The organism is Bdellovibrio sp. SBM16, from assembly GCF_056175625.1.
Genome location: NZ_JBJKJG010000012.1, coordinates 144389 through 171193, shown reverse-complemented (window position 1 = coordinate 171193; position 26805 = coordinate 144389). Strand labels below are relative to the sequence as shown.

The 26805-nt window shown below is 44.0% G+C and carries 20 protein-coding genes; 7 read left to right on the top strand and 13 right to left on the bottom strand.

Translation table 11 applies throughout. The features are described from left to right. Both AC04MM_RS13745 and AC04MM_RS13740 read left to right on the top strand, forming a co-directional pair. Nucleotides 1-2758 (top strand): tail fiber domain-containing protein (locus AC04MM_RS13745; RefSeq protein ID WP_475380950.1); only part of this gene is annotated, 2758 nt, incomplete at its 5' end. Nucleotides 2759-2892: 134 nt separating this feature from the next. Further along, complete coding sequence (locus AC04MM_RS13740; RefSeq protein ID WP_475380949.1) at nucleotides 2893-7959, top strand: tail fiber domain-containing protein; 5067 nt, start codon at nucleotides 2893-2895, stop codon at nucleotides 7957-7959. 12 nt (nucleotides 7960-7971) lie between these two features. Here the strand turns inward: AC04MM_RS13740 and AC04MM_RS13735 are convergent, their stop codons facing one another. Genes AC04MM_RS13735 through AC04MM_RS13710 form a run of 6 tightly spaced genes read right to left on the bottom strand, consistent with a single transcriptional unit; the run spans nucleotide 7972 to nucleotide 15933 of the window. Continuing rightward, nucleotides 7972-8907 carry an Hpt domain-containing protein gene (locus tag AC04MM_RS13735; RefSeq protein WP_475380948.1) on the bottom strand — a complete coding sequence of 312 codons (936 nt, stop codon included), beginning with the start codon at nucleotides 8905-8907 and terminating at the stop codon, nucleotides 7972-7974. A 17-nt stretch (nucleotides 8908-8924) separates the two neighbouring features. Beyond that, nucleotides 8925-9761, bottom strand: coding sequence for a CheR family methyltransferase (locus AC04MM_RS13730; protein WP_475380947.1), 837 nt, complete (start codon nucleotides 9759-9761; stop codon nucleotides 8925-8927). A 1-nt stretch (nucleotide 9762) separates the two neighbouring features. After that, on the bottom strand, nucleotides 9763-10884 hold the full coding sequence (cheB, locus tag AC04MM_RS13725) for a chemotaxis-specific protein-glutamate methyltransferase CheB (RefSeq protein ID WP_475380946.1): 1122 nt from the start codon (nucleotides 10882-10884) through the stop codon (nucleotides 9763-9765). Nucleotides 10885-10889: 5 nt separating this feature from the next. Beyond that, a complete protein-coding gene (locus tag AC04MM_RS13720) occupies nucleotides 10890-11351 on the bottom strand; it encodes a chemotaxis protein CheW (RefSeq protein ID WP_475380945.1) in 462 nt (153 codons plus the stop codon). Beyond that, a complete protein-coding gene (locus AC04MM_RS13715) occupies nucleotides 11348-13993 on the bottom strand; it encodes a hybrid sensor histidine kinase/response regulator (RefSeq protein WP_475380944.1) in 2646 nt (881 codons plus the stop codon). The genes AC04MM_RS13720 and AC04MM_RS13715 overlap by 4 nt, the downstream gene beginning before the upstream one ends. Nucleotides 13994-13995: 2 nt before the next feature. Next, complete coding sequence (locus tag AC04MM_RS13710) at nucleotides 13996-15933, bottom strand: methyl-accepting chemotaxis protein (RefSeq protein WP_475380943.1); 1938 nt, start codon at nucleotides 15931-15933, stop codon at nucleotides 13996-13998. Between the two features lie 248 nt (nucleotides 15934-16181). On the opposite strand from AC04MM_RS13710, the gene AC04MM_RS13705 reads away from it, so the two are divergent. After that, the gene (locus AC04MM_RS13705) at nucleotides 16182-17036 is read left to right on the top strand and encodes a 2-oxo acid dehydrogenase subunit E2 (protein WP_475380942.1); all 855 of its coding nucleotides are present in this window, start codon (nucleotides 16182-16184) and stop codon (nucleotides 17034-17036) included. Here AC04MM_RS13705 and AC04MM_RS13700 read toward each other — a convergent pair. Then, the gene (locus AC04MM_RS13700; protein ID WP_475380941.1) at nucleotides 17033-17671 is read right to left on the bottom strand and encodes an RluA family pseudouridine synthase; all 639 of its coding nucleotides are present in this window, start codon (nucleotides 17669-17671) and stop codon (nucleotides 17033-17035) included. The genes AC04MM_RS13705 and AC04MM_RS13700 overlap by 4 nt on opposite strands. A gap of 41 nt (nucleotides 17672-17712) precedes the next feature. Between AC04MM_RS13700 and AC04MM_RS13695 the strand changes: the two genes are divergently transcribed. The 3 genes from AC04MM_RS13695 to AC04MM_RS13685 are packed head-to-tail and all read left to right on the top strand — an operon-like array spanning nucleotide 17713 to nucleotide 19638. Continuing rightward, complete coding sequence (locus AC04MM_RS13695; protein WP_475380940.1) at nucleotides 17713-18078, top strand: hypothetical protein; 366 nt, start codon at nucleotides 17713-17715, stop codon at nucleotides 18076-18078. Between the two features lies 1 nt (nucleotide 18079). Continuing rightward, on the top strand, nucleotides 18080-18358 hold the full coding sequence (locus tag AC04MM_RS13690; RefSeq protein ID WP_475380939.1) for a BolA family protein: 279 nt from the start codon (nucleotides 18080-18082) through the stop codon (nucleotides 18356-18358). Next, nucleotides 18355-19638, top strand: coding sequence for an Hsp70 family protein (locus AC04MM_RS13685; protein ID WP_475380938.1), 1284 nt, complete (start codon nucleotides 18355-18357; stop codon nucleotides 19636-19638). The genes AC04MM_RS13690 and AC04MM_RS13685 overlap by 4 nt, the downstream gene beginning before the upstream one ends. 5 nt (nucleotides 19639-19643) lie before the next feature. Here AC04MM_RS13685 and AC04MM_RS13680 read toward each other — a convergent pair whose 3' ends face one another. Next, the gene (locus tag AC04MM_RS13680) at nucleotides 19644-19895 is read right to left on the bottom strand and encodes a hypothetical protein (protein ID WP_475380937.1); all 252 of its coding nucleotides are present in this window, start codon (nucleotides 19893-19895) and stop codon (nucleotides 19644-19646) included. A gap of 67 nt (nucleotides 19896-19962) precedes the next feature. On the opposite strand from AC04MM_RS13680, the gene ettA reads away from it, so the two are divergent. Next, complete coding sequence (gene ettA, locus AC04MM_RS13675) at nucleotides 19963-21639, top strand: energy-dependent translational throttle protein EttA (protein ID WP_475380936.1); 1677 nt, start codon at nucleotides 19963-19965, stop codon at nucleotides 21637-21639. A gap of 151 nt (nucleotides 21640-21790) precedes the next feature. Here the strand turns inward: ettA and AC04MM_RS13670 are convergent, their stop codons facing one another. From AC04MM_RS13670 to mreC, 5 genes are read right to left on the bottom strand one after another with little or no spacing between them, the layout of a single operon-like run. Further along, on the bottom strand, nucleotides 21791-22171 hold the full coding sequence (locus AC04MM_RS13670) for a hypothetical protein (protein WP_475380935.1): 381 nt from the start codon (nucleotides 22169-22171) through the stop codon (nucleotides 21791-21793). 3 nt (nucleotides 22172-22174) lie between these two features. Further along, nucleotides 22175-23302 (bottom strand): rod shape-determining protein RodA, encoded by a 1128-nt coding sequence (rodA, locus tag AC04MM_RS13665; protein WP_475380934.1) that lies wholly within the window; start codon nucleotides 23300-23302, stop codon nucleotides 22175-22177. 15 nt (nucleotides 23303-23317) lie between these two features. Next, the gene (gene mrdA, locus AC04MM_RS13660; protein ID WP_475380933.1) at nucleotides 23318-25315 is read right to left on the bottom strand and encodes a penicillin-binding protein 2; all 1998 of its coding nucleotides are present in this window, start codon (nucleotides 25313-25315) and stop codon (nucleotides 23318-23320) included. Then, a complete protein-coding gene (locus AC04MM_RS13655) occupies nucleotides 25312-25872 on the bottom strand; it encodes a hypothetical protein (RefSeq protein ID WP_475380932.1) in 561 nt (186 codons plus the stop codon). Before AC04MM_RS13655 ends, mrdA begins: the two co-directional genes overlap by 4 nt. 3 nt (nucleotides 25873-25875) lie before the next feature. Beyond that, complete coding sequence (gene mreC, locus AC04MM_RS13650; RefSeq protein ID WP_475380931.1) at nucleotides 25876-26754, bottom strand: rod shape-determining protein MreC; 879 nt, start codon at nucleotides 26752-26754, stop codon at nucleotides 25876-25878. Nucleotides 26755-26805: the final 51 nt, after the last annotated feature.

Here is a 26805-nt window from a genome sequence, read left to right as displayed (position 1 = left end):
CGGTGTTTCGGTTCCGATAACTAAGGTCGATATAAGATCTGAAGCTGGTCTTAAAGGTTTTCGCTTGCAGTACAGCGGCACAGGTTTTAGCACGCAGCCAAATTTAGAATTACACCGCTCACGTGGTACGATCGAGGCACCGACTGCGGTACTAGCGAATGACGTTTTAGGTTCATTCTCTGCACTGGGCTATGATGGATCTTCATTTGGTTCGGGTTCGACTGGTGCAATTTTAATTCGTGCAGATCAGAATTTTTCCTCGGGTAATCATGGTACTTACATGACTTTTGCCACTACCGCATCCGGCACGACAACGCAAGCCGAACGCATGCGTTTAGATGATGAAGGTAATTTAGGACTAGGCACGACCAACCCAACCGCTAAACTAGAAGTTAACGGTGCAATCAAGGTTTCGCAGAACGCCGGAACTTTCTTTTATATGCGCGAATCAGCTTCCAGCGGAACGCCGACCTACGATGGGATGCGCTGGTCGTACGAAGAAGATGTTTTTGGTACGAACTACGACGGTATGGTTTTTGAGAAAACCGACGTTAATGGCTCTAGCCCTGATGGCGGTTTTTTATTTGCGTCCCGTGGTAATAACAATACGCGCAATCCAAGTCTGGGGATTCGTAGCTGGGGTGTAACAATTGGTACATCGTCGACTCCGCTTGGCCCGTTACATGTGTATGCTGGTAATAATCCTGCGCTGGCCTTAGAAGATGACGATGACGGTATTGTCGTGCATAACTTTCAACCGACATTAACGTTTAAAGATGCCTCAGTCAGCGATCCTGATGATATCCGTATCCGTGCTGAAAGTAGTTATTTTCACTTTGAAAGCAGTCCTGATTTTTTTGTCAGCTCGCCGGTGACAACCTCATTAATGACGTTACGACCAAACGGTAATCTAGGTTTAGGAGATACCAATCCAGGCTATAACTTAAGTATTATCGCAAGTGGAACTCCGGCAACGATTTATATGCGTCAAATGGCTGCGGGTAAAAATGATCCGAGTAAAATAGTGATCGATGAGACAACAGATAACGCTGGCCAATTTTGGATTCAGCCAACTGATGACTTTGATGGTGCTGGTTCTGCGCAAGATAAATTTCATATTGGCGATTATGATAGTAAACAAGCGCGTTTTACAGTGATGGGTAATGGTTATGTAGGTGTCGGCACTTCGGCTCCGACCTCGCTATTAGAAGTTTCATCAGGCAGCAGCGGTGATGCCGTTCTCACGCTTGAGTCCGACACTGATGACAATAATGAAGGTGATAATCCGCGCCTGATTTTTTCACAAGACGGCGGTTCGGTAGGAATGATCTTAGGTTTTTCTAACGAAAATACCGGTAACTCAGGTAATACGTTTTCGATCGCGCGCCGATTCGGTTCGGTTGAAGATTACTCTAATTTTACGATTAACACTTCAAACGGTAATGTCGGCATTGGTACAAGCGCTCCGTCAACACTGTTGCATATTTCTGGTTCGGGCACGGGAACAACGCGCGGATTACGTATTACCGCAACAGCCAGTGGCCCAGGCGCTTATTCTGAAGCGCAGTTTGCAGCTGATGGACGAGAATTTCGCCTGGGTGTAGGCGGATCCGCAGAAAATGCACATGGTGTTGCGAACAAATTTTATATTTATGATGGCGCAGCTAATACTATGCGTATGGTTATCGACACTTTAGGAAATGTCGGTGTCGGTACGGCATTGCCATCAGCGCGTTTAGATGTTTCTCGGCCAACGGTGTCCGGTTCACAAATTGCGGTAGTGAATAATACATCAGAGGGTTATATTACCGTGCCAACAAGCGGTGAAGGTCTTATTTTAAGTTCTTCACGTTACGATGGAGCCAACTGGGTGACTGATTCTTCGGGGGCCGGGGCAATTACTGTGAATAACGGCTCTATTCAGTTTTTTACCAATACAGGATTAACTTCTGGATCCACGCATGCTTACTCAGAACGGGCGCGCTTTGATGCCAACGGTAATTTTATGATCGGAACAAGTTTGTCGAATGACCGTTTAACCGTAGCATCAAGCGGGGCAACTTATTTTACTTTAAATACGACCAATGGATCGCACAAAAGATCCGGTATTTATTTTAAATCAAATGGTACGACACAAATGGAAATCGGTGTAGATGCCAATGTCAGCGGCGGCCGCGATTTTTATATTTTTGATAGTGTTTCAAATACCCAACGGGTCGTTGTGACTTCAACAGGTAATGTCGGTATTAATCACGGATCACCGACCTATCTTTTACAGTTAGGAACAGATTCGGCAGCAAAACCTGGCACTAACACCTGGACGATTGCTTCCGATATGCGTCTTAAAGATTCGCGTGCGCCGTTTACCCGTGGCTTAGATGAACTGTTAGGGTTAGAAACCATTTATTTTAGTTATAAAAAGAATAATCCGTTAGGTTTACCATCGGATAAAGAATATGTCGGTATCCGCGCCCAGGACGTGCAAAAAGTTATTCCTGAATCTGTGCGTACAGATGAAAAAGGTTTTCTACATTTTACCAGTGATGCGGTTTTCTGGACAGCGGTGAATGCGATCAAACAACTTTATCATAAAGTCGTCGGGCACGATGTTAAGTTAGAGCTGCAAGAAAGACAAATTGCTTCGATTAAAGAAGAAAATGAACTTCTCAAACAACAAAACGCCGACAAAGACAAACAGCTTAACGAGATTCGCGCTTACTTGTGTGCCAAGGATCCTGCGGCGCCTATCTGTAAGTAAACGGTTTAATGTTTTAAAAAAAAGTAAAAATATCCCGACGAAAGTCGAAGTTTGAGACAGATTTTGTCTTAAAACAGAACGAATTCTAAAGTTGAAAACTCAATAAAACTGTCAAAAATGCCGACAAGTTACCAGTGAAGTTGGTACGTCGGCAGGCCTTGCAGCCATCATTTTTGATCTATATTTTTCTGACAGCATTTTTGCTGTTTGCGGCTAATGTCTTTGCCGGTCCGTCGCGCACTACCTATCAGGCCAAGATCGTTAAACCCGATGGCTATCCGCTCGAAGCCCCAAGTGTAAATTTTCGTTTTACCATTTTAGATCCGTCGGCGACTTGCATTCTCTACACTGAATCTTATTCGGGTGTAAGCATGTTTAACTCGGGTGGGTTAATTTCTTTTTCGCTGGGTAGCGGTTTAAAAACTTATCCTGCAAGTAGCACCACGTTCGAACAGATTTTCAGTAATGCGACGCCTAATATGGCCTGTGATACCGGTGGTGGGGCACCTGCGCTTTACACACCGTTGGCAAATGACACGCGCCGAATCGTCATGCAGTTTCAGGATGCAAGCGGCTGGCAAACCCTGCCGGCAATGACAATCAATGCGGTTCCGTATGCGATGTACGCCAATGATTCACAAAAATTAAATGGCATCGATGCATCCGGTTTTGCGCAGCTGTCGCTGATCCCATCGTGCGGGGCGAGCGAGGCCATCCGTTATAACGGTGCAAGCTTTTCTTGTGTGGCCGTTGGTGGATCGGGCACTGTAACTTCGGGTTCAGTCATAACAGCTCTAGGCTACACACCGGCAGACGGGGTGAGTGTTACGGCGCTGACTTCAGCGTTAGGTACTACAGATGCGGCCATAGCTTCTGTTTCGGCCACAGCATTTTCGGTGTCATCGACAGTAGCCTCTCTGGCAGGAAATGTTTCCAGTTTTCAATCAACTGTTGCTGCAAGTTTTGCTGCGCTCATCAGTTCGCAGTGGACATCGGAAGCATCAGGTATCAGTTACACTGCAGGTAATGTCGGTATCGGTGTTTCAAATTCAGCACAAAACTATTTATTACACCTACGGCGCTCTAATTCAGGAGCTACGGCGGTAGGTATTGAATCTTTTGGTACTCCGGGTTTGTATTTCGTACGCTCTAACGGGACAGAATCTTCGCCCCAGGCCGTATCAAGCTCGCAAGCGCTCCTGGAAATCGCAGCCGTCGGGCGAGGGCCATCAGGATACATTAACACATCGGCGGCAAAGATTTTAATGTCTGCCGATGAGGACTGGACAGCAACGAGTGCAATGACTTCCATGCGTTTTCACACGCGCGCAGCAAGTACTACCGCGCCATCACTCGAGCGCATGCGAATTACCGGCCCAGGTGATGTTGGTATCGGTACCACAACGCCGATGGCAAAACTGGATGTCTCTGGAGCTATTCGTATTAGCTTTGCGGCTGATTGTACGGTAAGCCACGCGGGTACGATTCGTTACAACGCCGGTGCAGTCGAGTACTGTAACGGCACAAGCTGGTCAGCATTCGGTGTAAGTGGCGCAGGTCTACAATCACTAAATGGTTCAACGTCAGGCACACAAAACTTTGCAATCGGTACAGTCGGAAATAACCCGAACTTCGCAACGGCTAACGGTGTCCACACCTTAAATATCCCGTTTGCATCTGCCGCGACCACGACGGCGGGTTTAATTTCTTATAATGATTACTTAACATTTACCAATAAGTTACCGGCCACAAGTGCCGCGATTGTTTCGGCGTTAACTTACACGCCGGCAAACAGCGTCAGTGTGACAACGCTGTCATCGACGGTATCAAGTTTATCAGCGCAGGTTGCAACCAGCTTTACTGCGCTAACATCAACAGTGAGCGCGATCACAAGCTCACAATGGACATCGGTAAGTTCCGGCATTTATTATTCAGGATTGAACGTCGGTATAGGTACGAGTGCGCCAGAACAACTACTGAATTTGAGTGGCAATTCATTGCAAGTGGGTATGATGGCTGATGCGTACTATGCCCGCTATACAGGTAACTCTGTCGGGTTTTTCCGTGCGGGGCCAAGCTATATCGAACAAAGGGTTGTAAGTGGTTCAATTAATTTTAGAACCAGTAAATCTTCTACTTTAGACACTACGGCAATGACTATTGTTGCTTCCGGAAGCATTGGTATAGGCACAACAACTCCTGCAGCAAAACTTGATCTTAACGGTGATATGATGATCACTGGTTCGGGAACAAGAGTAGTTCAACGCGATAATGATTTTTCTGCGTTAGATATTTATGGTGGTCCAAGTTTCTCGCAGGGATCTAAACTTAGTCTTTACGGGGAAAATGAATCAACCAATCCGGGGCGAGCGGTGATTTCTTATGGCGGTGCAACTGCTGGATCTCTAGCTCAGACAAATGGTTACTTTCAAATTTTTAGAAGAAATTCTTCTGGGACACAAACCGTTTTACATGCAGATATGGTTGGTAACGTAGGTATCGGTATAACTTCGCCTACCGCAAAATTACAATTGTCAGCCGGTACTGCAGATACTGCGCCGTTAAAATTTTCGCAAGGAACATTACTAGCTTCACCGCAATCAGGGACGGTTGAATACGATGGCAACTATTACTATATCACGAACTCTTCGAATACACGTCGTGCGATTGCAACCGTTGCCAATCCTGGCAGTTTTGATAATGTTTCGACCATTTCAAATTTAGGTAACATAACACTTGCGCCGACGGGTTCGGTGATTGTTTCAAGCACCGCCGCTTCAACCAACGCCCAAACCGGTGCGCTCATCTTGCAGGGTGGTTTGGGAGTCGCTGGTAACATCAACGCGTCAGGATCAATCACCACGTCTGCAAATCTTCAAGGGTCTAGTATCACAGCAACTAGTGGAATGATTTCGCCATTTGTTTATGGCTCAACTGTGAGCGGTGGTTCATTAACGCTTGATTCGACAACGGATTTAAATAAAGGAAATGTTTTGTTGGCTCCAGCAGGAGGCAGAGTTGGTATTGGAACGACAAATCCTGGTCATCTTCTGGATGTTCAGTCTACAGGTGCTGGCTTCATTAGAAGTCAGACAACTTCTGCAACTAGCCAGGCCGGGTTCTGGGCTGGAAGCGATTCAGTAACAAGTGTATACAGAGTGTTGGGAAGTGCGGCAACTGGCACTAACTGGGGCGTTGCAAATGCCGGCGCGGTTTGGCTATGGGGACAGACTGGCACAACAGCAATGCTTATCGGTACGACTGTATCGGCGCCGTTAATTTTGGGGTCCAATCATGCTGAACGCATGCGCATTGATTCATCAGGCAACATTGGTATCGGCACAAGTGCACCGACTACGACGTTGGACGTTAATGGCCGTATCAGCGCAAGCAATTTAAACGCATTAACAACTGTACGTACTTTTACGCCCACGACCTTAGTTGATGATACGGTAAATCTTGGTACTTATTCTGGCTTTGCCCACGGGGCAGGTTACCTACGTATGGTGATTAAAATTGCCGGTAACAATTCATCGATCACAAAAGCTTATTCTATCCCGTTGACCTGGGATGTTGGAAGTGCAAATTGGTTTAGAGTGGTTCCGGACAAAGTTGCAAATAATACTCTGTCATATACTGAGTTTGACCTGGAGATTAACCGCTCAGGTTCGCAGACGGCCAACTTCCGCTTACGCCGAATCAATCTGGGGGCTGCCCCAGGGGATGACAAAACCATTACCGCCTACATTGAAATGCCGATAGACGATGGCACTTTTACCGAATCAAGCACCGAAACTGATGCAGTGGCAGCGCACGCTGGTAATTTTATTTATAGTGGGGTCTTAACCCAGTACAATAACAACGTCGGTATCAATATCACGAACCCAGATGCGCCATTGCATGTGGTCCGCAATACCACAGTCACCATGCCGGCGATGACGATCGAAGCTTCAGGCACAAACGGGCGTCCGTATTTATTAATGCGTGCAGAAAATAGTGATTACGGTTATGTCGGCTTCGGTTCAACTGGTAATGCGACGTTGGCCGTAATGAACTATCAGAACGGTCCAATATATATCGGCACCTCATCGACAACACGTATGCATGTTTCGGCACTTGGAGCTGTTGGTATCGGAATTGGTGCGAACACGCCATCAAATTTATTATCCAATATCCCAATGACGGCGAATAATACCAATGTCGGTGATGCCGGTGGTACCGGACAAAGCTCGAATTCATTTTCATGGCATACTAATGCGGCCGGTTATGCGGCGGCGATATCAAATATTTCAACTTCTGCAGGTGCTAACGGTTTACAGGTGCGCACCGCAGGAACTACGACAAATCAAACGATTTTCACGGCCGGGGTGGGAACGAGTTCTACCGCCAACAGTTATGACGTACTGACTGTAAAGGCCATTGGTAATGTCGGTGTGCGCACGACGAACCCACAATCTGCATTACATGTTGTGGGTAACGGTGGCTCTTTAAATTTAGAAGGTAATGATCATACTTATATTCAGTATTTTCCAGACGGCTTTGCCGCAGGCCGAAAATCGTGGATTGGTTTTGCAAACAATGTTTCCAATGATTTTGCTTTTACCAACGAAATTCCTGGTGGCCATATTCATTTAAGAACTACGGGTGCAGGTTATGTAGGAATTAACAATAACAACCCTTCACGACTTTTACATGTCGGAGATGCAACCGTTGGAACCGGTACCCCGGTGGCCAATTTTCAGAACGTCGACGGGGTTTGTACGATCACTCCGGCAGCTGCAGGATCTGGTATTGCTTGCTCGTCAGATGAGCGGTTAAAAGAAAATTTCGTCGATATCGGCGGAATCAATGCCTTAGACAAAATCTTAAAACTACAGGCGGTGAGCTATAACTTTAAAACCTCACCTTCAGATAGCCGTCATACGGGCTATAAAGCGCAAGAACTGCAAAAAGTCTTACCGGAACTTGTGCGCGAAGACGACCGTGGTCTGTTGCAGGTTTATTACGATGGTTTAATCCCATTTATCACTGAAGCTATTAAATCGGTATATTTAAGAGTCACCGGGGTAGAGTTGCAAATGAAACAACAGGCCCGCGAATTAGCATCGGTTAAGGCTGAAAACGCCGAAATCAAAGCTGAAAACCAACTGTTAAAAGAGCGCTTAGATCGTCTGGAAAAAGCTATCAACGATAAGAAGTAAGCTTAATCAGCGTTATTTATATTTTTGGTTAATCATCGATTTGTAATTTAAAAAATCGCGCATTTCTTCAGTTAAAGTCTTTTCGACGTGCTCTTTGTCCTGCGAACGTAAGTAGTCAAGAAGGTCGGCAAACTGGTACTTTAACAATTGTGATGCTTCGCTAGCTAAGTCTTTTAAATTCGCATTTTCGAAATGAGTCCGGATATATCTCACTAAAAAATCTACCGGAATATTTGAAAAGTCAAAATCAACAAATAACTGAACATGGCCATCTTTTTTAAGAATTGATTTTAATTCTTCAGGCGTGGTCTGGCAAAATTTCGGAGAAATAAAGATCACATGCGGTTTTAAGGTGTCATATTTAGTAATACCGTCGATATAGTCACTGTGATTATGAACCTCAAAATTAAAACTTTTAAGATCAGCTTCTAATTGTGTTAATTCGGCGCCGTCACTGAAAAGTAAAAACCGGGTAGGCTCAAGCACAGATTTTTTTGGCTTAGCTTCAAATTGAATCACCGGAGCCGGCGATGCGGAAGGCGCAGGCTGTGAAGTAACTGGCGCGGTCGCCGCAGGCATAGTTACGACATTATCCGGTGCCACAGCTGTTTCGCTTGCACCTGGATCGAAGCTTTCGCCCCAAAGCATTTTTTTAGCCTTGTCTACACCTTTTAAAAAGTAATCAATTTGGTCTGAAGAAAGACTAGAGCTATCTTTTAACGAAACCAGCTCTGTTTCTAAAACGTGGGTATGCGCCTGAAGATCTAACATCTCCATCATGCCGGCAGCGCCCTTAAGATTGTGAAAGGCCCGAAAGATCGCATTGTACTGCGTCTGGTAGTTGGCACCATCTTCTAAAGATAATAAAGCTTTTTCGGCAGCCTCGAGCAATTCGCTGCCTTCTTGTCTGAATTCCTTTAAATCTTCTTCGTTGATCATCGCGTTCATTATCAAAGTTCCTTATGTTATGCAGCTTTACTGGCTGCATTTTGTTTTTTACGATAGATAGATACCGACCCCTTAGTCAGTTGTTCAAACTTGTTTGATAAACCTATCATCGATTCGCCAACCCCCATCACCAGAATGCCGTTGTCGGTTAACTGATCATACAGGCGGTCGATAATATTGGTTTTTTTATCGACGGTTTGATAGATCAGAACATTGCGGCATAAAATCAAATCAAATTTTCCCAGATGGTTAAATGGGTCTAAAAGATTTTGGCTTCTAAATTGAACCTTTCTGCGCAGGTCAACTTTAACCTGCCAGTGATTGGCCTCTTTGGCGGGAATAAAATATTTGTTTTGCAGGTGCGGATTTAAGCCGCGGCCCATTTCAATATGGTTATAGATTCCTTCGGTCGCTTTTTTTAAAGCCTTCTCGGAGATATCTGTTGCAAGAAATTCTCGGATTTCGGGACGGGCGCCCAAAGCCATTTCCTGATTTAACATCAGCACAGAATAAATTTCTTGACCAAAAGAGCAGGCCGCTGACCAAACACGGATTTCATGAACTTTATGGCGGATAAAGTGCGGGAATACTTCTTTTTCTAACATCTCAAAAATTTTTGGATCACGAAAAAATGAAGTTTCGTTGTTTGTGGCTAAGTCTAACAATTTGGTTTTAAATGTTCCACTGATGCCATTGAGGGCCTTATTTGCTAGTTCTTCAATAGTGGCACAGTTCTCACTTTTTGCCAGCTCTTCAAGGCGCTTTTCTAATTGGTAATAGTTACTACGTTCGTAGACAATACCGAGCTGCTCTTTGATATAGTTTGCAAAAAAATCAATTACCATCGGATTCATTCTAAGCAACATCCTTTACTTTGAAGAAAAAGTGGTTCATCAGAATCTGACGAATACCTTGAAGGTCTTCTGAACCATCAGAAAGCCCGGCATCGTCAACTGCCTTCGGCATGCCATACACTGCGCAAGTAGCTTCTGTCTGGGTAACAACACGGCCCATATATTTTTTAATATGAGGAATACCTTCAATGCCGTCTTCGCCCATTCCGGTTAAGACTATACTCAGCATTTTTGAACGGTAGATCGGTGCGGCTGTTTCAAACATAAAATCAGCAGACGGGCGAACGCTGTGACGTTGCTCTTTCTGATGAAGAATAATTTTAACAGTTTTATCCGGATCTGCACGCAGCTCCATGTGGTAATTGCCCGGCGCAATGTAAATCGTGCTTGGTCGTACAGTTTCTTCGTGAATAGCTTCTTTGAACTGTAAACCTGAAATCTTTGATAAACGTTCGGCTAACTGTAATGTAAATCCAGCCGGCATGTGCTGCACGATAAACATCGGACCAAATTGTTTGTCGACAAAGCGGCCTAAGCCATCAAAGAGCGCTTCTAAAGCGCGTGGCCCACCGGTAGAGCTGGCAATTGTTACCGCATCGGGCTTAAAAGTCGCTAAAGCAGAAAAAGCTTTTTTCTGAAGCTTGGCCGGTTTTGCCTGCACAAGAGCAGCTTTCGCAGCTGCTGCTGCATCAGTATCTTTAATAAATTGAAAGAACTGAAAAATTTTTGGCAAAAGACGGGCTTTTAAGCGATTGACATTATCTTCTAACGATCCGGTAAGTGCTGTATCTGTTTGCTCATCTTTAGCTAAAAAATCTACTTGTGGAAATTGCAGTGCCTTTAAGGTTTCAGGAGCCTGGCCAGCGGTTGAAAATAGAATCACTGGCGTCTGAAAGTTTTTTGCTCTGATGTCTTCAATAACCTGCAAGCCATTTTTTTCCGGCATGTTCATGTCTAAAACCAGCAGGTCTGGTTTTTTTTCATTAAAATAATCCATAGCCGTGCGACCGTTTGAAGCGGTCAGCAGGCTTTCGATTTGAGGTTCGTTCTCAAGTGTTTTGCGCAGCAGGGCTCGCACCGCTAAAGAATCATCTACAATGAGAACATTTAGTTTCTTGCTCATATATCTTAGGCTTCGTTTGCCAACGCTTTCCCGTTAAGGTCTAGGCACTTCAAGATCGACTCGATATCAAGCATACTTAAAATGTCATGTTGTGATTTGAAAACGCCTTTCATAAACTGGGCAATTTTTGGCTCTACAGTTTCTGGGGTATTTTCGAAATTGTTGTAATCATTCTCAACGACGTCACCGACACGGTCGACCGGAAAAGCCATCAAAATACCGTCTGTGCGACAAACGATCGTGTTAGTCAGTTCGGTATTTTCGTGTTTCGGTAAGCCGAATAATTCGCGTAAATCAATCGACACCGCAATCTGGCCGCGCAGATTGATTAATCCTTTAACGTATGATGGTGCTAAAGGGATTGGTGTGATCGGTAAACTTTTGGTAACCTCTTGCACTTGTTGCACATCTAGCGCGTACATGCGGTCTTCAAGATAGAATGTGCAGGCTTGTTCTTGTAAACTCATACAGCCACGTTTCCTTGTTTTTTCGCTTTTACAGACGTTAAGTATTTAAATAACGTCTCTACAAGCTCTGTTTCTTTGATTTTTTCTAAATATTCGTTAAATCCGGCCTGAAAACCTTCTTCAGCGTAAGCTTCAGAAAACTTTGTCGTGATCGCGATCATCGGAAGATCTTTGTACATCTCTTGCATACGTACAGCTTTTGCGAACTCGAGACCATTCATTACCGGCATTTCGATGTCACTTAAAACTAAGTCATAGTTATCCTGTGCCAATAGTTCTAAAGCTTCCTGGCCGTGATTTGCGACAACAACATGCAATTGGTTTTTCTTTAAGATCGCTGTTAAGTGACGTTTAAAGAAGTTAGAATCTTCAACCAATAGAATTTTGCACGATTTAACGTTTAACGGCTTAGATGTAAATTTCTTTTGTTCTTCAACATAAGAAACTAAATCTGGCACGCGCTCAGACGCCTGCGCAGGAGCCATCTTATTCATAAGATGTTCTACGCATTGGTAAGCATCGATAATCACAGACACTTCGCCATTGACCAGCAAGCTTCCTAAAACGCCTTTACGGTCAGAGAAAGCATCGTCAATATTAGTTGATGTCGAGATCACGTCTAAAATTTCATGCACTTGTAGTGCATAAAGTTTAGTGTTTTTCTTGATCACAACGGCCTTACAGGTCGGGTAGTTCTGCGAAAGACTTACGATGTCGAATTTTCCATAACCTAAGTACTCATGGATCGACATAATCGGAAGTAGCTGCTCACGGTATTGAACCACCGGAATTTCGCCGGCCATTTGGATATCAGCCCACTGAAATTCTTCAAGACGGTGTACCACCGCTAATGGTAATCCATGTACTGTCGGCGCGCCGACTTTACAGAATAAGAATTCTTGTTGGTCTGAAACTAAATCGCGAGCCTGTAATGCAGCATCTTCATCCTGCGGGCGGGCAGCGGTAAGCTGTGCGTACTTCGCAAGACCGATAACATCCAAGATCAACGACACTGAACCATCGCCTAAAACTGTTGCGCCTGAGTAAACCGAAAGGTTTTTCAGAAAGCGGCTTAAAGGTTTTACAACGATGTCGGCTGTATCGTGGATTTCATCCACCACCAAGCCAAAGTATCTGTTATCAGCATTTAAAACCACGATATTGTAGCTTGAATGTTCTTTTTTGCTGTCTGGTTTTAAAACTTCACCCAAGATCACCAGTGGCAATAATTTACCGCGTAAACGAAAGACCGGTTTTCCCTGGATATATTCAATTTTTTCGGCATCAGAATCGGGGTTATTTTCTACGCGCACTAATTCAACAAGTTTTACTTGTGGGATGGCGTATTTCTCTTCACCTGATTTGATAATCATTGCCGGCACGATCGCTAATGTCAGAGGAATTTTTAACGATAAAGTCATGCCTTTACCTAATTCGCTCTTTAGCTCAACGCGGCCACCAATTTTTTCGATATTGTTTTTAACAACATCCATGCCCACGCCACGGCCAGAAATATTTGTTACATTGGCCGCTGTCGAAAAGCCTGCGGCAAAGATCAGCTCGTGGGCTTCACGATCAGTCATTTTTGCGGCTTTTTCCTGCGTGATAATCCCTTTTTCAAGGGCTTTTTTGATTAATTTATCGCGGTTTAAACCACGACCGTTATCAGTGACCTGGATGATCACTTGGCCACCTTCGTGGAATGAGCGAACTAAAATCTGGCCATGCTCAGATTTGCCAGATTGACGGCGCTCTTCCGGAGTTTCTAACCCGTGATCGCACGCATTTCTGATAATATGAGTTAATGGATCTTTGATCGCTTCGATTAACGATTTATCTAACTCAGTTTCAGTACCTTCTAAAGTCAGATCGATTTTTTTGTTTAATTCTTTAGCAAGATCGCGAACTACACGTTGAAATTTACTTAAAACGTTACCAATCGGCTGCATACGTGTTTTCATGACTTCAGATTGTAATTCTGAAGTAACCACGTCGAGGCGCTGGCTTAGATTTAAAAATTCAAGATCATCGCTGCGGTTAGAAATTTGTAAAACCTGATTACGAACTAAAACCATTTCGCTCATCATGGTCATCAAATTATCTAACAAAGCTACTGGTACACGAACCGTAGTATTGGCTTCATCTGCGCCCGCCGGTTGGGAAGGAGTCGAAGAAGCGGCTGGTGAAGTCTGTGCTACGGGAGGTGCAGCAGGTGCTGGAGCAGGCGACGAAGTCTGTGCAGGAGCAGCTTGCTGTGTTCCTGATTTAAAACTTGATGTCATCTGTTGAACCTTTTCTTTAAAATCGGGCGTCATTTTTACGATATGCGCACGACTGAATTCGCCGAACAGGTCAAAGGCTTTAAGCAGGCGGTCAACGCCGACAGCTTTTAATTGCACATAGCCTTTGCGCACGGGTTCCATACGAGTTTCAAGTTCGTGAGCCAAAGCTCCCATTTCATGAAAGCCGAACAGTAAACATGAACCTTTTAATGTGTGCACATCACGATACAAAGCATCGATCTGTGTGGCATTCAGCTCGGATGTTTCGCTAAGCTGAATTAAACCAGTCACACGCGCAGAGATTTCTTCAATCTCTGCGACAAGTTCCTGTAATGCGGGATCCAGTTGATTATTAGCCATTATTAAGCAGCCTTTTGGATTTTTCTGATTAATGTACGTAATTCTTCAGCTGATTGAGTTAAACCTTTAGCCGAATTTAATGTCTCGCTTGAAGCTGACATATTTTGTTCAGCCGCAGATGAAACCGCTTTTACTGAAGATGCGATATTTTCAACACCTTTAGAAGACTGAACAACTACGCGAGAAACTTCATTTGTCGTCGCTGTTTGTTCTTCAACTGAAGCGGCAATCGCACCAGATAAACTGTTGAGCTTTTCGATTGACTGAGAAATGCTTGAAATTGCGTCAACTGCAGCTGTTGAATCTTTTTGGATCGCGCCGATTTTTTGCGTGATTTCTTCAGTCGCTTTAGCTGTTTGCTTAGCTAATTCTTTTACTTCGTTGGCAACAACCGCAAATCCTTTACCGGCATCACCGGCACGGGCAGCTTCGATCGTCGCATTTAAGGCTAACAAGTTAGTCTGTTGTGCAATAGAAGAGATAACTTTAATAACGTTACCGATTTCTTGCGAGCTTGTGCCAAGTTTAGTGATTGTTTTATTTGTCTCTAAAGCATTGGTTAAAGTTTCACGTGACATTTGTGCTGATTCATTTGCTGAACGAGAGATTTCTTTGATTGAAGCCACCATCTCTTCAGTGTTGGTCGCAACAATCTGAACACCAGAAGCTACTTCTGAAGAAATGCCGGTTGCGTATTCAGAATCCGTAGACGTTTTCTTAGCGTTGTCAGCCATTTGTGTAGCTACTGCCGTTAACTGAGTCGCAGAAGCTGCAAGACCACCGGCCATAGATTCCAGTGCGATAATTGTTTTTTGTAACTCAGTTACATCCGTTGCGATTTTAACAATTTTGACTACGCGCCCGGTTTCATCTGATACAGGTGAGTATACAGCTTGAATCCAAAGATCTTGGCCACCTTTAGTAATACGTCTGAAAATACCAGATTTTGCACGACCAGCTTTAAGGTCAGGCCAAAAGTTAGTGTATTCTGCAGACATCGCATACTGAGGATCACAGAACATTCTGTGGTGTTTACCTTTAAACTCATCCGCAGACGAGTAGCCGGTAGCAGCTAAAAAGTTTTTATTAGCTTTTAAGATGTTACCTTCAGTATCAAATTCAATGTAAGCATACGACGCGTCGATGGCGTTGATCACGCCTTTCATGTTTTGGCGTTCGATTTCAGCTTCTGTGATATCATAACGAACTCCCAAATATTTTTTTGGTTTACCGTTATCGCCCATGATCGGAGCGATTACTGCGTCAACGTAATAAGGAGTACCGTCTTTAGCTCTATTTTTAACCATGCCACGGAACACTTTACCGCGACCGATAGTTGCCCACATTTCTTTGAAGACTTCTTTCGGCATATCAGGATGGCGGGTTGTATTGTGACCTTTACCGATTAATTCTTCGCGAGAGTATTTAGAAACTTCTAAGAATTTTTCATTCACGTTTAAGATATCGCCGCGTAAATCTGCTTCAGACACGATACTTGTCATGTTCATGATTTCAGTACGCACTTGTAATTCTTTTTTTGCATTTGTGATGTCAGTCGCAAATTTGACAAATTTTACCGGCTTACCGTTTTTGTCAAAAATCGGATTGTATGAAGCCAAGATCCAGATTTCTTTGCCGTTTTTACCGAAACGTTTGTATTCGTCAGATAAATATTCGCCGCGGTTTAATTTAGCCCAGAATTCAGTGTACGCTGGTGTAGCTGCATACGTAGGATCACAGAACATTCTGTGGTGTTGGCCCTGAATTTCTGGTAGTGAGTAGCCAGTGCAGTTTAAGAAATTTTGGTTAGCGGTAATGATCGTGCCATCTAAGTTAAACTCGATTACTGCTTGAGATCTGTTGATAGCGTCGATGAATCCTTGAAGATGAGAGTTTGGATTTGATTTTGCGACCGCTGGTTTTTTTGCTTTTGTTGTCATTTTTTATGCCCCTTTTTTTTGGTAAATAAAAATAATTTTAGTCTAATAATATCAATCAATTATGAACGTCATCTATTCGGCAGGTTTTGCCAAAAGCTGCAGTGCCAGCGAGGGCCAGTTTGCAATTTGACAGGTTCTTAACCAATGATCTGGAGCACTAGGACCGAGGTCTTGCGACCATGGTCCAGCGAACTTAACAATCCCGTTTAAAATTGAGAACTGCCTGAAACAGCGATATGTTTGTTGTTATGAAATTCGAAGTTCACAAGCCAACGTATAAGTCTCTATTTCGTAAAATTGCCATCGGTTCATGGTGGACTTCCGGTGATCCCTCAGTGTACGGCATGGCCGAAGTAGACATGACGGAAGCATTAAAATTTATCGACAAAGTCAAAAAAGAAAAAAATATTTCGCTTACGCCAACTCACTTAGTTGGGCAGGGTATGGTTGAGTGTATAAAAGTTCGTCCGGAAGTTAATTCCATCATGATCCGGCACCAGATTTATTACCGTAAAAATATTGATATTTTTTTTCAGGTGAACATCGAAGGTGATGATGGCGATAAAACCCAAAAAGCCGAACTTTCAGGAGTGACCTTAAGAAATTTGCAGACGAAAACAATTTTTCAGCTGGCCGAAGAGCTAAAAAGCAAATCGTCAAAATTAAAAAAACACAAAGAGGGCGAGCTGATGCAGGTTCGCTCAACCATGGAGCTGATCCCTAACTTCATTATGAAGTACGTGTTACTGGGCACTTCGTTTTTAAATTTTGATCTGGGGCTTCCGCTGCACTGGTTTGGTGTTCCGAAAGATCCGTTCGGAGCCATTATGATTACCAGTGTTGGTTCACTTGGCATTGACTGGGCCTTAGCGCCGCTGGTTCCGTATTCACGCTCACCGATGTTACTGGCTGTGGGGGCTATACAAAAACAGGCAGTGGTCGTTGAAGCCGAAGGTCAGCCAGATCGTGTCGAAATCCGTCCAATGATGAAAATCGGTGTAACGTTTGATCACCGTTTTATCGACGGTGCTCATGCCGCTGAAATGTTAAAAACTTTCAAAGATGTTTTTAACAATCCAGAAAAATACTTTAATAAAACTTAAGACGGAAAGAATACGTCACAATTCATTTTTTCGCATTTGAAGTGATAGTCTTTTCCCTGCAAAGAAAACTGTAACTCTTCTGCGTGCAAAAACATGCGGGATGTTTTGTACATCTTGCCCATTTTTTCGTTGTAACTTTCGTCGTTGTAGCGGCTATCCCCCATAATCGGGTGTTTGGCTAAGGCGGCGTGTTTTCTGATCTGGTGCTGGCGTCCGGTTTTAATCACACACTGCACTTCGGTGAAGTACTGGTTACTGCGCACCACCTGGACATGGGTGATGCAGTTTTTGCGCTCAGCGGTTTTACCCTGCGGGTTTTTACGCCCTTCGGCTTTATCTGAAAGCGGTAAGTCCCAGGTTAGAGTTAATGCTTTATCTTTCCAGCCTCCGCGTAAAAGTGCGCGGTACGTTTTGGTTCCGTCCTGCAAAGTTTTGCTGAGGGCTGCATGAAGCTTTGGGTCGCGTGCTACAACCACAAGGCCGCTGGTCTGCTGGTCTAAGCGGTTTACAAAATTGACCGGTAGTTTGTTCGCTTCAAGCCAATCTAAAAGACTAGGCTTTTCATTGTGTACAGAAACACCTTCGGGTTTGTTGAGTACGATAAAAAAAGCATTATCTTCTAGCAGTGAAATCATGCTATTATTTACGAGTTAAGCACTTAAAAAGGCAAGGTTTTATGATGAATACAATTCATGAAAATGACGAAGAAGTTAAAATTGAGGAAGCCGAGGCCGCAGCAGAGACTGAAGCGCCGAAAGAAAAAGTAAAAATCGAGTTTCCATTCAGTGAAAAAGTCCGTTCAATCACGCCGAAAGCTTTTGAGGTGGCTGAAAATGTGGCGACGCAGTGGAAAAACGACGAAAAATTCGAAGTCGGTCTTTCGCACCCGTTGGCTGAAGTGGCTGCGGTTAAAGCATTAGAAAAAGCTAAAGAAGTCGAGAAAAAATTAGAAGAAAAAGGCGTGATCACTGCTGCAAAAATGGGTGTCGAGATCGCGAAATTACAGGCGCAATCCTTACTTTCTAAGATAAAAAAGTCGTAATATGAGCCGCGAAGAGCGTATTAAAAACATTCTGCAGCAATTAAATCCTGTCGTTTTAGAGCTTAAAAACGACAGTGATAAACATGCTGGTCACGCCGGGCATATGGGTGTTGAGCCGACCGGCGAGACTCATTATAAATTAAAAATTGTCTCTGAGGTGTTTAAAAATTTAAGCCGCGTAGATCGTCAACGCAAAGTGTATGATCTGCTGCGTGCAGAGTTTAATTCTGGCTTGCATGCTTTAGAATTAAAAACATTAACGCCAGAAGAAGCTCAATGAAGCCGATTTTAGCCATCGATTTCGGAACCAGTAATTCGCTTGTCGGCTGTGTATTTAACGGTGAAAAAACGTTGGCACTGCCGATTGATGATTTAAATTCTGATCCGACCATGATGCGCACACTGCTGTATTTTCCTGATCCGGATGTGTGTTTCTACGGCCAGCGGGCGATTGACGAGTTTTTAGAAAACGATATGGACGGGCGCCTGTTCCGTTCATTTAAAACCCACTTGCCGAACCAGGGTTATTTAGGGACGGTATTTAATAACCGCATTTTATCGCTTGAAAATATCATCGGATTATTTTTATTAGAATTAAAAAAACGTGCAGAAAAAGCCATCGGTAAAACGGTCACGCATGTGGTGATGGGCCGTCCGGCCCGTTATTCGATGGATGAAGTGGCCGACGGGTTTGCGCTGCACCGGATGGAGAAGGCCTGTAAGTTTGCCGGCTTTGATCAAGTGCAGTTTGTGCCAGAACCCTTAGCGGCGGCTTTTGATTACCGCAGGCAAGCCACTGATGAAAAAACGATTTTGATCGGCGATTTTGGCGGCGGTACTTCTGATTTTACCGTGATGCGCATTAATCCCAAAGAGTTCAGCAAAAAAGATGTGCTTGCTATTGAAGGCTGTCCACTGGCCGGCGATGCGCTGGATAGCGTATTTATGGCCAACAGACTCAATGAGTACTTCGGGGCAAAGACCAGATATATGCTGCCGTTGGCCCGCAATGTGATGACCATGCCGCCGGCGGTGACGATGCGTTTAAATCATCCGGCCCATATCGTGCATTTAAAAGAAAAAGAAACCTACGAATTTGTTAAAGAAGTCAGAAAGTGCGCGCTAACCCCAAAAGATGTCGCCGGTGTCGATCGCCTGTTTGCGATGATTGAAGACAATCAGATATTTCCGTTTTTTGAAAGCATCGAGGCCTGCAAGAAAGAATTATCAATCAAAGATAGATCTAACTTTAAATTTGATTACCCGGATATCGAAGTCTATGAAACCTTCTCGGCTGAGCAGTTTAATACCTGGGCGAGCGAGGTAAAAAATAATATTATCAATGCCTTGGATCGGGCTCTGCAACAATCAGGTCTAACCGAAAATGACATTGATTTAGTTTGTTTAACAGGGGGGACCTCGAAAGTGCCTCTGATCAGAAAAGAATTTGAAGCCCGTTTTGGCTTCGAAAAGCTGCAAACACAAACAGAATTTCATAGCGTTACTGCCGGCTTAGTCGAAGTGGCAGCGTTATGGGAAAAAGGCGAAAAAGTTCGCTAACCTTATTAGAAATCGTTTAATTTTAACTTGAGGTCTTCGATCAAGGACTTAACTTTGTCTAATTGCTCTTCTTCAGGTGATTTGGCAGCAGGTTTTTGATCAAGATCTGACCACGATCCCATAGCAAATTTTAGCTCGCTAGACAGAGAAGACCACTTAACCTTAGCCAAACCATGTAGTTCCGCCGGGTTTAGCGCGCTCGGGTTTAATGCAGCGCTTTTTTTAGTACTGTTCTTTGTTGGCTTCTTGTTGCTCATTACTTTAGTTGTGTTGCCTTTGTCTTCTATGGTACTAATATCACTTTGAAAATCAAGGGAGAAGTGCATGTCTCAAGATATTATCTACACAATGAAGGGTGTCTCTAAAGTTTACCCTCCAAACCGATTTGTATTAAAAGATATTTATTTGTCATATTTTTATGGCGCAAAAATTGGCGTTCTCGGTCTGAACGGTTCAGGTAAATCATCATTGCTAAGAATTATGGCTGGTGTTGACACTGAATTTTTAGGTGAAGCATTTCCGGCAAAGAAGATGAAAGTCGGCTACTTAGAGCAAGAACCTCAATTAGATGAATCATTAAATGTGCGTGATAATATTTTCTCGCAAATGGGTGATCTGCCAAAGCTGATGAAAGATTACAATGCGATCAACGATAAGTTTGCTGATCCTGATTTAGATCCGGATGAAATGAACAAGCTGATCGAAAAACAAGGTGAGCTTCAGGAAAAGATCGAAGCTTTAGGCGGCTGGGAAGTCGACCAAAAAATCGAATTAGTTATCGATGCTCTACGTTGCCCTGAACCGGATAGCCCGGTTGCGCATTTATCGGGTGGTGAAAAACGCCGTGTAGCTTTAGCGCGTTTAATTATGTCTAACCCGGATATTTTATTGCTGGATGAGCCAACGAATCACTTGGATGCTGAATCAGTTGCTTGGCTAGAACAGTACTTACATAAATTTCCGGGCACAGTTATCGCTGTTACCCATGACCGTTACTTCTTAGACAATGTTGCCGGATGGATTTTAGAGTTAGACCGTGGTGAAGGTATCCCTTGGAAAGGAAACTATTCTTCTTGGTTAGAGCAAAAAGATAAACGTCTAGCGCAAGAGCAACAGTCGCAAAGCAAAAAAGCTAAAACACTAGAGCGCGAGTTGGAGTGGATCCGTCAGGGGGCTAAAGCCAGACAAAGTAAATCAAAGGCCCGTATCCATGCTTACGAAGATTTATTAAAAGAGCCATCTGCAGAAAAACTACAAGAGATGTCGATCTATATCCCACCTGGACCTCGTTTAGGTAACATCGTGGTCGAAGCTAAAGGTGTGACTAAAGGTTACGGCAAAAAATTATTACTGGATAATGTAGACTTCTCGATTCCTAAAGGCGCGATCGTGGGCGTTATCGGTCCAAACGGTGCCGGTAAATCGACCTTATTTAAAATGATCACTGGCAAAGAAAAACCAGACGGTGGAACTTTTAAAGTCGGTGAAACAGTTAAGATCGCCTATGTGGATCAAACACGTGAAACTCTTGATCCGAATAAAACAATCTTTGACGAATTATCGGGTGGCGCAGACTTAATTAAACTAGGTAACCGTGAAGTTCCGGCCCGCCAGTATGTGAGCTGGTTTAATTTCTCGGGCACAGACCAACAGAAAAAAGTGGGCACATTATCAGGTGGTGAACGAAACCGCGTGAATATGGCAAAAATCTTAAAAGAAGGTGCGAATTTACTGCTTCTAGATGAGCCAACGAATGACTTAGACGTTAATACTATGCGTGCACTGGAAGAAGCGCTCAATGAATTCGGTGGATCGGCGATCGTGATTTCCCATGACCGTTGGTTCTTAGACCGCGTTTGTACGCACACCATGGCGTTTGAAGGGGATTCAAAAGTTTACTTCTACCCAGGTTCTTTCTCAGAATATGAAGAAGACCGTAAAAAACGCATGGGCGAAGATGCCACCCCTAAACGTATCCGCTACCGCATGATCGACCAATAGTCGACGTGCACAGCGAAACATAAAATTTATTGAGGGCAGTTGGGTGACTAACTGCTCTTTTTTATTCTCTTGTTTTCGGTTTACACTTGTTAAGGAAGTTCTAAAGCTGTCTTTTTAAATTCGTGCGAACTTATTTTCTGAGCCAGAAAAATTAATTATTTGGTTCAGGGATCGGGCTGATCACTTCATCCGTGAATTTAATAAAGACGTAATTATATTTTTTTTCTTGGGTGGCTTTGGCCCATTTGTACACTTCATCGGTTAAGTGTTTGCGTAAGTTTTCACGCGCTTCGAGATCTTTATCACCTAAGTATTCACAGTACACTGTCAGCGTGTTGCTGGTTTCTTCAACCCGCATTGGGCGGGCGGCGATCATATCCTGCGGTTGCGCCTTTAAAATTGCCGGAAATAGCTCCTGCACCATTTTTGATTGCACGGCATCGGCTTTTTTCGAGGAAAACATTTCCCACACTTCTTGCGAGAAGTAGCCGACACTGGCTGCTAAGATTATAAAAGCGATAATAAATCTCATGATCTAGAATAAATACCTACGGTAAGCGACCGAGCTAATTAAACCCATACCTAACATTGTGGTTAGCATTCCTGAACCGCCGTAACTAAGTAGCGGAAGCGGAACCCCCACGATCGGCAGTAATCCCATCACCATGCCGATATTGATAAACATATGCCAGAATAAATAAGCTGATACGCCGACCACGATCAGGGCCCCGAATTTATCCCGAGCCCGCATCGCAATTTCAAAACAAACTAAGAATAACAAAATAAAAGTACCAAGTACTGTGATGCTTCCGACAAAGCCCCATTCTTCAGACAGTACCGAATAAATAAAATCGGTGTGGCGCTCTGGTAAAAATTCTAACTGTGATTGAGTGCCTTGGCGAAAGCCTTTACCGAAAAACTGGCCCGAACCCACGGCGATACGTGATTGGATCGAGTTATAACCTTTACCCTGAGGATCCGAGTCGGGAGAAATAAACGTGTAAACGCGGTGACGTTGGTAATCACGAAGACCGTATTTCCACACGACTGGCAAAGCCACTAACCCTAAGGCGATAATCGCCAGTAAAATACCTTTTCTGATTTTTACAAAAAACAACATCGTGCCGCCGATAAGCATCAAAGTCATCGCGGTTCCTAGATCGGGCTGTTTCACGGTCAGTGCGAAGGGAACAAATAATAACATAAACGGAAACAACAGCTCTCTTAAGCCCATGCCCGGCCCCTGAGGATTACGGGTAATTAAGATTTTTGCTAACACTAAGATTAAGCACATTTTCATGGTTTCAGACGGCTGGTATCTGAAAAATTTTAAATCAATCCAGCGCTGGCCACCCAGGACGGCTTTACCGAAAAAATCCACGTACACTAAAGCGCCGACGTTTACGAAGTACATCAGCCAGATCAGGCGGTTGATCCAGAGATAATCAACAAAGGTCATGACAAAGAAAATTGTCCAGCCTGCTGTAAGCCATACGATCTGCTGGATAAATAAAGTTTCAACATTTGTTGAGTGCGGGCCGTGTGTGGCGCTGAACAGGTTAATCAAGCCAATGACATTTAAAGCAAAGATCAATACGATAAGACGCAGATCAAGGCGACTTAAAAAATTTCTTTCTGATACGTTTAATCCACCAATAGACATTTTTTTATTACCTAACTAGTCGCCACCGGCCGCACCAGCAGGTGCGGCTGCGCGAGTTTCGATTCCGCGGGCATTCGGGTTTTTCTTTAACGCTTCTTTAATAATTTCTGGGTGATACTTTTTAAAATAAGCTTCAATCGTATCACGCACGATCGGAGCTGCACCGGTATTACCGTGACAACTATGTTGCGCCAATACCGCCACTGTGATTTCCGGTTTATCTGCCGGAGCCCAGGCTACATACCAGCCATGGTGACGCATCTGGATCGGTCGGGCTTCACAGGATTTATAGATTTGGTCTGCCGAAAAACTCATAACCTGTGCCGTACCGGTTTTGCCGGCCATCTCAACGCCCGGAACCTTCCAGTGTCTTGCGGTACCGCCGGCACCATTGGCCACGCGGCGCATAGCCTCTTTCACGATTTTAAACGAGCTGCGGTCAATTTTATAACCGTTTGGCTGCGGTAAAGTTACATCACGTAGCTCTGCTGGAAATCTTTCAAATAAGATTTTACCTTCATGATCGGTTACTTTTTTAACGATAAACGGTTTTACAACTTTACCCTCGGTCGCGATGGTGTTGTAGGCGACGGCCATCTGAAGTGGGGTCGTCGTCACGTAACCTTGACCGATCGCCATCGTTAGGTTTTCACCCGGTTGCCACTCTTCGCCTAAACGGGCTTTTTTCCATTCAGAACTTGGTAAACGCCCAGGCGCTTCACGATCCATTTCAATACCGGTTTTTTGTCCCAGGCCTAGAAGAGAAATGTAGTTGTACATTTTATCTACGCCTAAGGAGATACCCATTTTATAGAAAAACACGTTCGAAGATTTTTCGATTGCCTGATAAACGTCTACACTTCCGAAACCGTTTTTATTGTGATCATGGAAATAACGATTTCCAAACCATAAACGTGATGGTGTGGCTACGATCGTTTTATCTGTGATCACTTTTTCTTGTAGGGCCGCTAAGGCCACTAGTGGTTTAAAGGTTGACCCCGGCCAGAAGTGATCCTGAATAACTTTGTTACGAAACGGTTTAAACGGGTCGGTACTTAGCTTACTCATGATTTTTGTCGGCACATCACTGGTGAAGATATTCGGGTCAAAACTTGGCGAGTTTAACCATGCTAAAATTTCACCATTTGATTTCATCGCCACCAGTGAACCGATACGGTTTAACTTAGTCATGGATTCGTAGGCAGCTATTTGAATATCACGGTCAATGGTCAGAGTAGCGCCATGGCCATGCACGGGTTCGATATCGCGGATCTGTTCGCCGTAAATATTTGGAATCTCGGTGATTGTTTCACGGCCATGGGCATCGACCTGAACAAAGCTCACACCGTCGATTCCGCGGATTTTTTTCTCTAAATGCTCTTCAAGACCGGATTTGCCGATAATATCGCCCTGTTCAAAGAATAAATCTGGTGCATTTTTCTTATTTAATTTTTCGATTTCTTTTTTAGAGATTTCACCCACGTAACCAAATAGCTGTGCACCGTTTTCGCGAAACGGGTAATAGCGGATGATTGATTCACGGATCTCAAGACCCGGAAAATCCAGGCGGATACGCTTTAACCGGAATACTTCTTCGCGGGATAGGTTGTCTTTTAGACGTATCAATGAAAAAGGGCCGTTTACTTTTTTAGACCGCGTGATCTTTTCGGTCAGTTTTGCCGGCTCCATGCCGATGATCGGCGCCACGTTTTCAGAAAGGGATTTTAAATCTTCGATATACTGGGGCGAGATCACGGCTTCGAAGCCGGGCAGGTTTTCAACCAAAGCGCGGCCATCGCGGTCCATGATTAAACCCCGTGGGGCCATGATTTTTGTCTGTTTAACGCGGTTTTTCTCTGAATACTGGCGTAATTCACGGCCATTGATGATCTGTAGCCACATCAAGCGGGTAGTAAAAACAATCGCCGTGATCGCCACGAAGATATAAAACGGGCGATAGCGGTTGTGAAAGTCTCTGGCTTCTTCGGGGTTACTGATATACTGGGTTCTCATGATTCTACCTCAGTTGTCGTATGATCGGTGCTGGTCGGTCCCCAAGAAGGATTGGATTCAAATCGCTGGTCCACAAACTCTAAAACTTTGTAAACCGGAATACTGAATAAAAAGTTGCAGCCCATCTCCAGTAAACGGTGTAAGAAAAATACCGGCGTCGGATTTGGCTCTAACCAGCGCGAAATCAGGATGTAAGCAATAGCATAAAATAAAGATCCGCTGGTTGCTAAAATTGAAAAGTAAAACAGTGACGTCGAGTGAATACGGTTTTTAAAGATCCAGACAAATAACATCAGGGCCACTAGGCTGGTCCATGCCATTTTAAGCGGGATATACGAATAGCGGGTCATGATCAGCCCGAGAAAATAAATAAAAAACACCGCACGCACGTTTGGCCATTTAAGGGCAATAAACACCACCATGAGAAGCCATAGTTGCGGCGCCGGAAAAGATCCTAAAACAAATGGCCAAAAGCTGGTCTGAAACGCGCAAAACGCATAGAATAACAGCGTAAAAACAGCGATTTTTAAAATTAAGAGAAGGGTGCTTCTAGACATTGTTTAGTTCGTGCCTTTAGTTTCTGGGGTAGCCGCCGCTGTGGTTGTTTCCGGGAAGAAGTCTTCCTGGGCAGCATCTAAAACCACAAACACTTCTTCGATTTTATTAGCTTCGACGATCGGTTTAACATTTACGATAAGGGTGGCGCTTTTGGTTTTGCGTTCGACCTCGGTGACGACCGCTAACGGAAAGCCTTTCGGGAAGATATTGTCTAAACCGCCGGTCACAATAACATCGCCGGCTTTAACGTCTTCGGTGCGGTCGATATACTGCAAAATACCGCCGTCTTTAGAAGTGCCTTCGATGATGCCGCGGGCACGGGTTTTTTGAATCATAGCATCAAAAACCGAATAGCGGTCGGTGATCAACATCACATGTGAGGTGTGCTCTGACGGGCGAAAGATATAACCCACAGCGCCAGATACCGTGATGACCGCCTGCTGGTGTTTAAGGCCGTGCTTTTTGCCTTTATTGATAGTGATGGTTTTGTGATCCGGCAAGAGATCGCGGCCGATCACCTGCGCTGGCATCAATTCCATTTTGGTGTTTCTCTGGAAGTCCAAAATGTTTTTTAAGCGGGCAATTTCGATTTGGCTTTCATCAAATAGCTTTAGGCGCGTCTTAATCTCGGCTAATTCGCTCTGTAAACGGGCATTGTCTTTTTTGATATTGATCAGATTTAAGTACTCGGCAGTCGTGCTGCGTACGCCTAAGCTTAGACCTGAGAACAAGGACTGAAAGCCATCTGCCAAAAAGCTTAAGGGCTGAGCAAACCAACTTTCCTGAGATTTTTTCTGCTCCATGTTAATTGAGATCAGCGGCAGTAGAGCCATGAGTAGAATGAGAATCGCTTTTTTGAAATTAATATTTAGAAAATTCACAGTCGAAAAGTTCTCCTGTTATCACGGTAACAAATTACTTGCAGATTTCAA

What these genes read in the sequence shown, in the direction of transcription:
- AC04MM_RS13735 (WP_475380948.1), bottom strand. Translation starts at nt 8,907, where the DNA reads ATGAACGCGATGATCAACGAAGAAGATTTAAAGGAATTCAGACAAGAA.
- AC04MM_RS13695 (WP_475380940.1), top strand. Translation starts at nt 17,713, where the DNA reads ATGATGAATACAATTCATGAAAATGACGAAGAAGTTAAAATTGAGGAA.
- AC04MM_RS13655 (WP_475380932.1), bottom strand. Translation starts at nt 25,872, where the DNA reads ATGTCTAGAAGCACCCTTCTCTTAATTTTAAAAATCGCTGTTTTTACG.
- cheB (WP_475380946.1), bottom strand. Translation starts at nt 10,884, where the DNA reads ATGAGCAAGAAACTAAATGTTCTCATTGTAGATGATTCTTTAGCGGTG.
- AC04MM_RS13685 (WP_475380938.1), top strand. Translation starts at nt 18,355, where the DNA reads ATGAAGCCGATTTTAGCCATCGATTTCGGAACCAGTAATTCGCTTGTC.
- AC04MM_RS13705 (WP_475380942.1), top strand. Translation starts at nt 16,182, where the DNA reads ATGAAATTCGAAGTTCACAAGCCAACGTATAAGTCTCTATTTCGTAAA.
- AC04MM_RS13670 (WP_475380935.1), bottom strand. Translation starts at nt 22,171, where the DNA reads ATGAGATTTATTATCGCTTTTATAATCTTAGCAGCCAGTGTCGGCTAC.
- AC04MM_RS13690 (WP_475380939.1), top strand. Translation starts at nt 18,080, where the DNA reads ATGAGCCGCGAAGAGCGTATTAAAAACATTCTGCAGCAATTAAATCCT.
- mrdA (WP_475380933.1), bottom strand. Translation starts at nt 25,315, where the DNA reads ATGAGAACCCAGTATATCAGTAACCCCGAAGAAGCCAGAGACTTTCAC.
- AC04MM_RS13715 (WP_475380944.1), bottom strand. Translation starts at nt 13,993, where the DNA reads ATGGCTAATAATCAACTGGATCCCGCATTACAGGAACTTGTCGCAGAG.
- rodA (WP_475380934.1), bottom strand. Translation starts at nt 23,302, where the DNA reads ATGTCTATTGGTGGATTAAACGTATCAGAAAGAAATTTTTTAAGTCGC.
- AC04MM_RS13720 (WP_475380945.1), bottom strand. Translation starts at nt 11,351, where the DNA reads ATGAGTTTACAAGAACAAGCCTGCACATTCTATCTTGAAGACCGCATG.
- AC04MM_RS13710 (WP_475380943.1), bottom strand. Translation starts at nt 15,933, where the DNA reads ATGACAACAAAAGCAAAAAAACCAGCGGTCGCAAAATCAAATCCAAAC.
- AC04MM_RS13700 (WP_475380941.1), bottom strand. Translation starts at nt 17,671, where the DNA reads ATGATTTCACTGCTAGAAGATAATGCTTTTTTTATCGTACTCAACAAA.
- AC04MM_RS13730 (WP_475380947.1), bottom strand. Translation starts at nt 9,761, where the DNA reads ATGAATCCGATGGTAATTGATTTTTTTGCAAACTATATCAAAGAGCAG.
- AC04MM_RS13680 (WP_475380937.1), bottom strand. Translation starts at nt 19,895, where the DNA reads ATGAGCAACAAGAAGCCAACAAAGAACAGTACTAAAAAAAGCGCTGCA.
- ettA (WP_475380936.1), top strand. Translation starts at nt 19,963, where the DNA reads ATGTCTCAAGATATTATCTACACAATGAAGGGTGTCTCTAAAGTTTAC.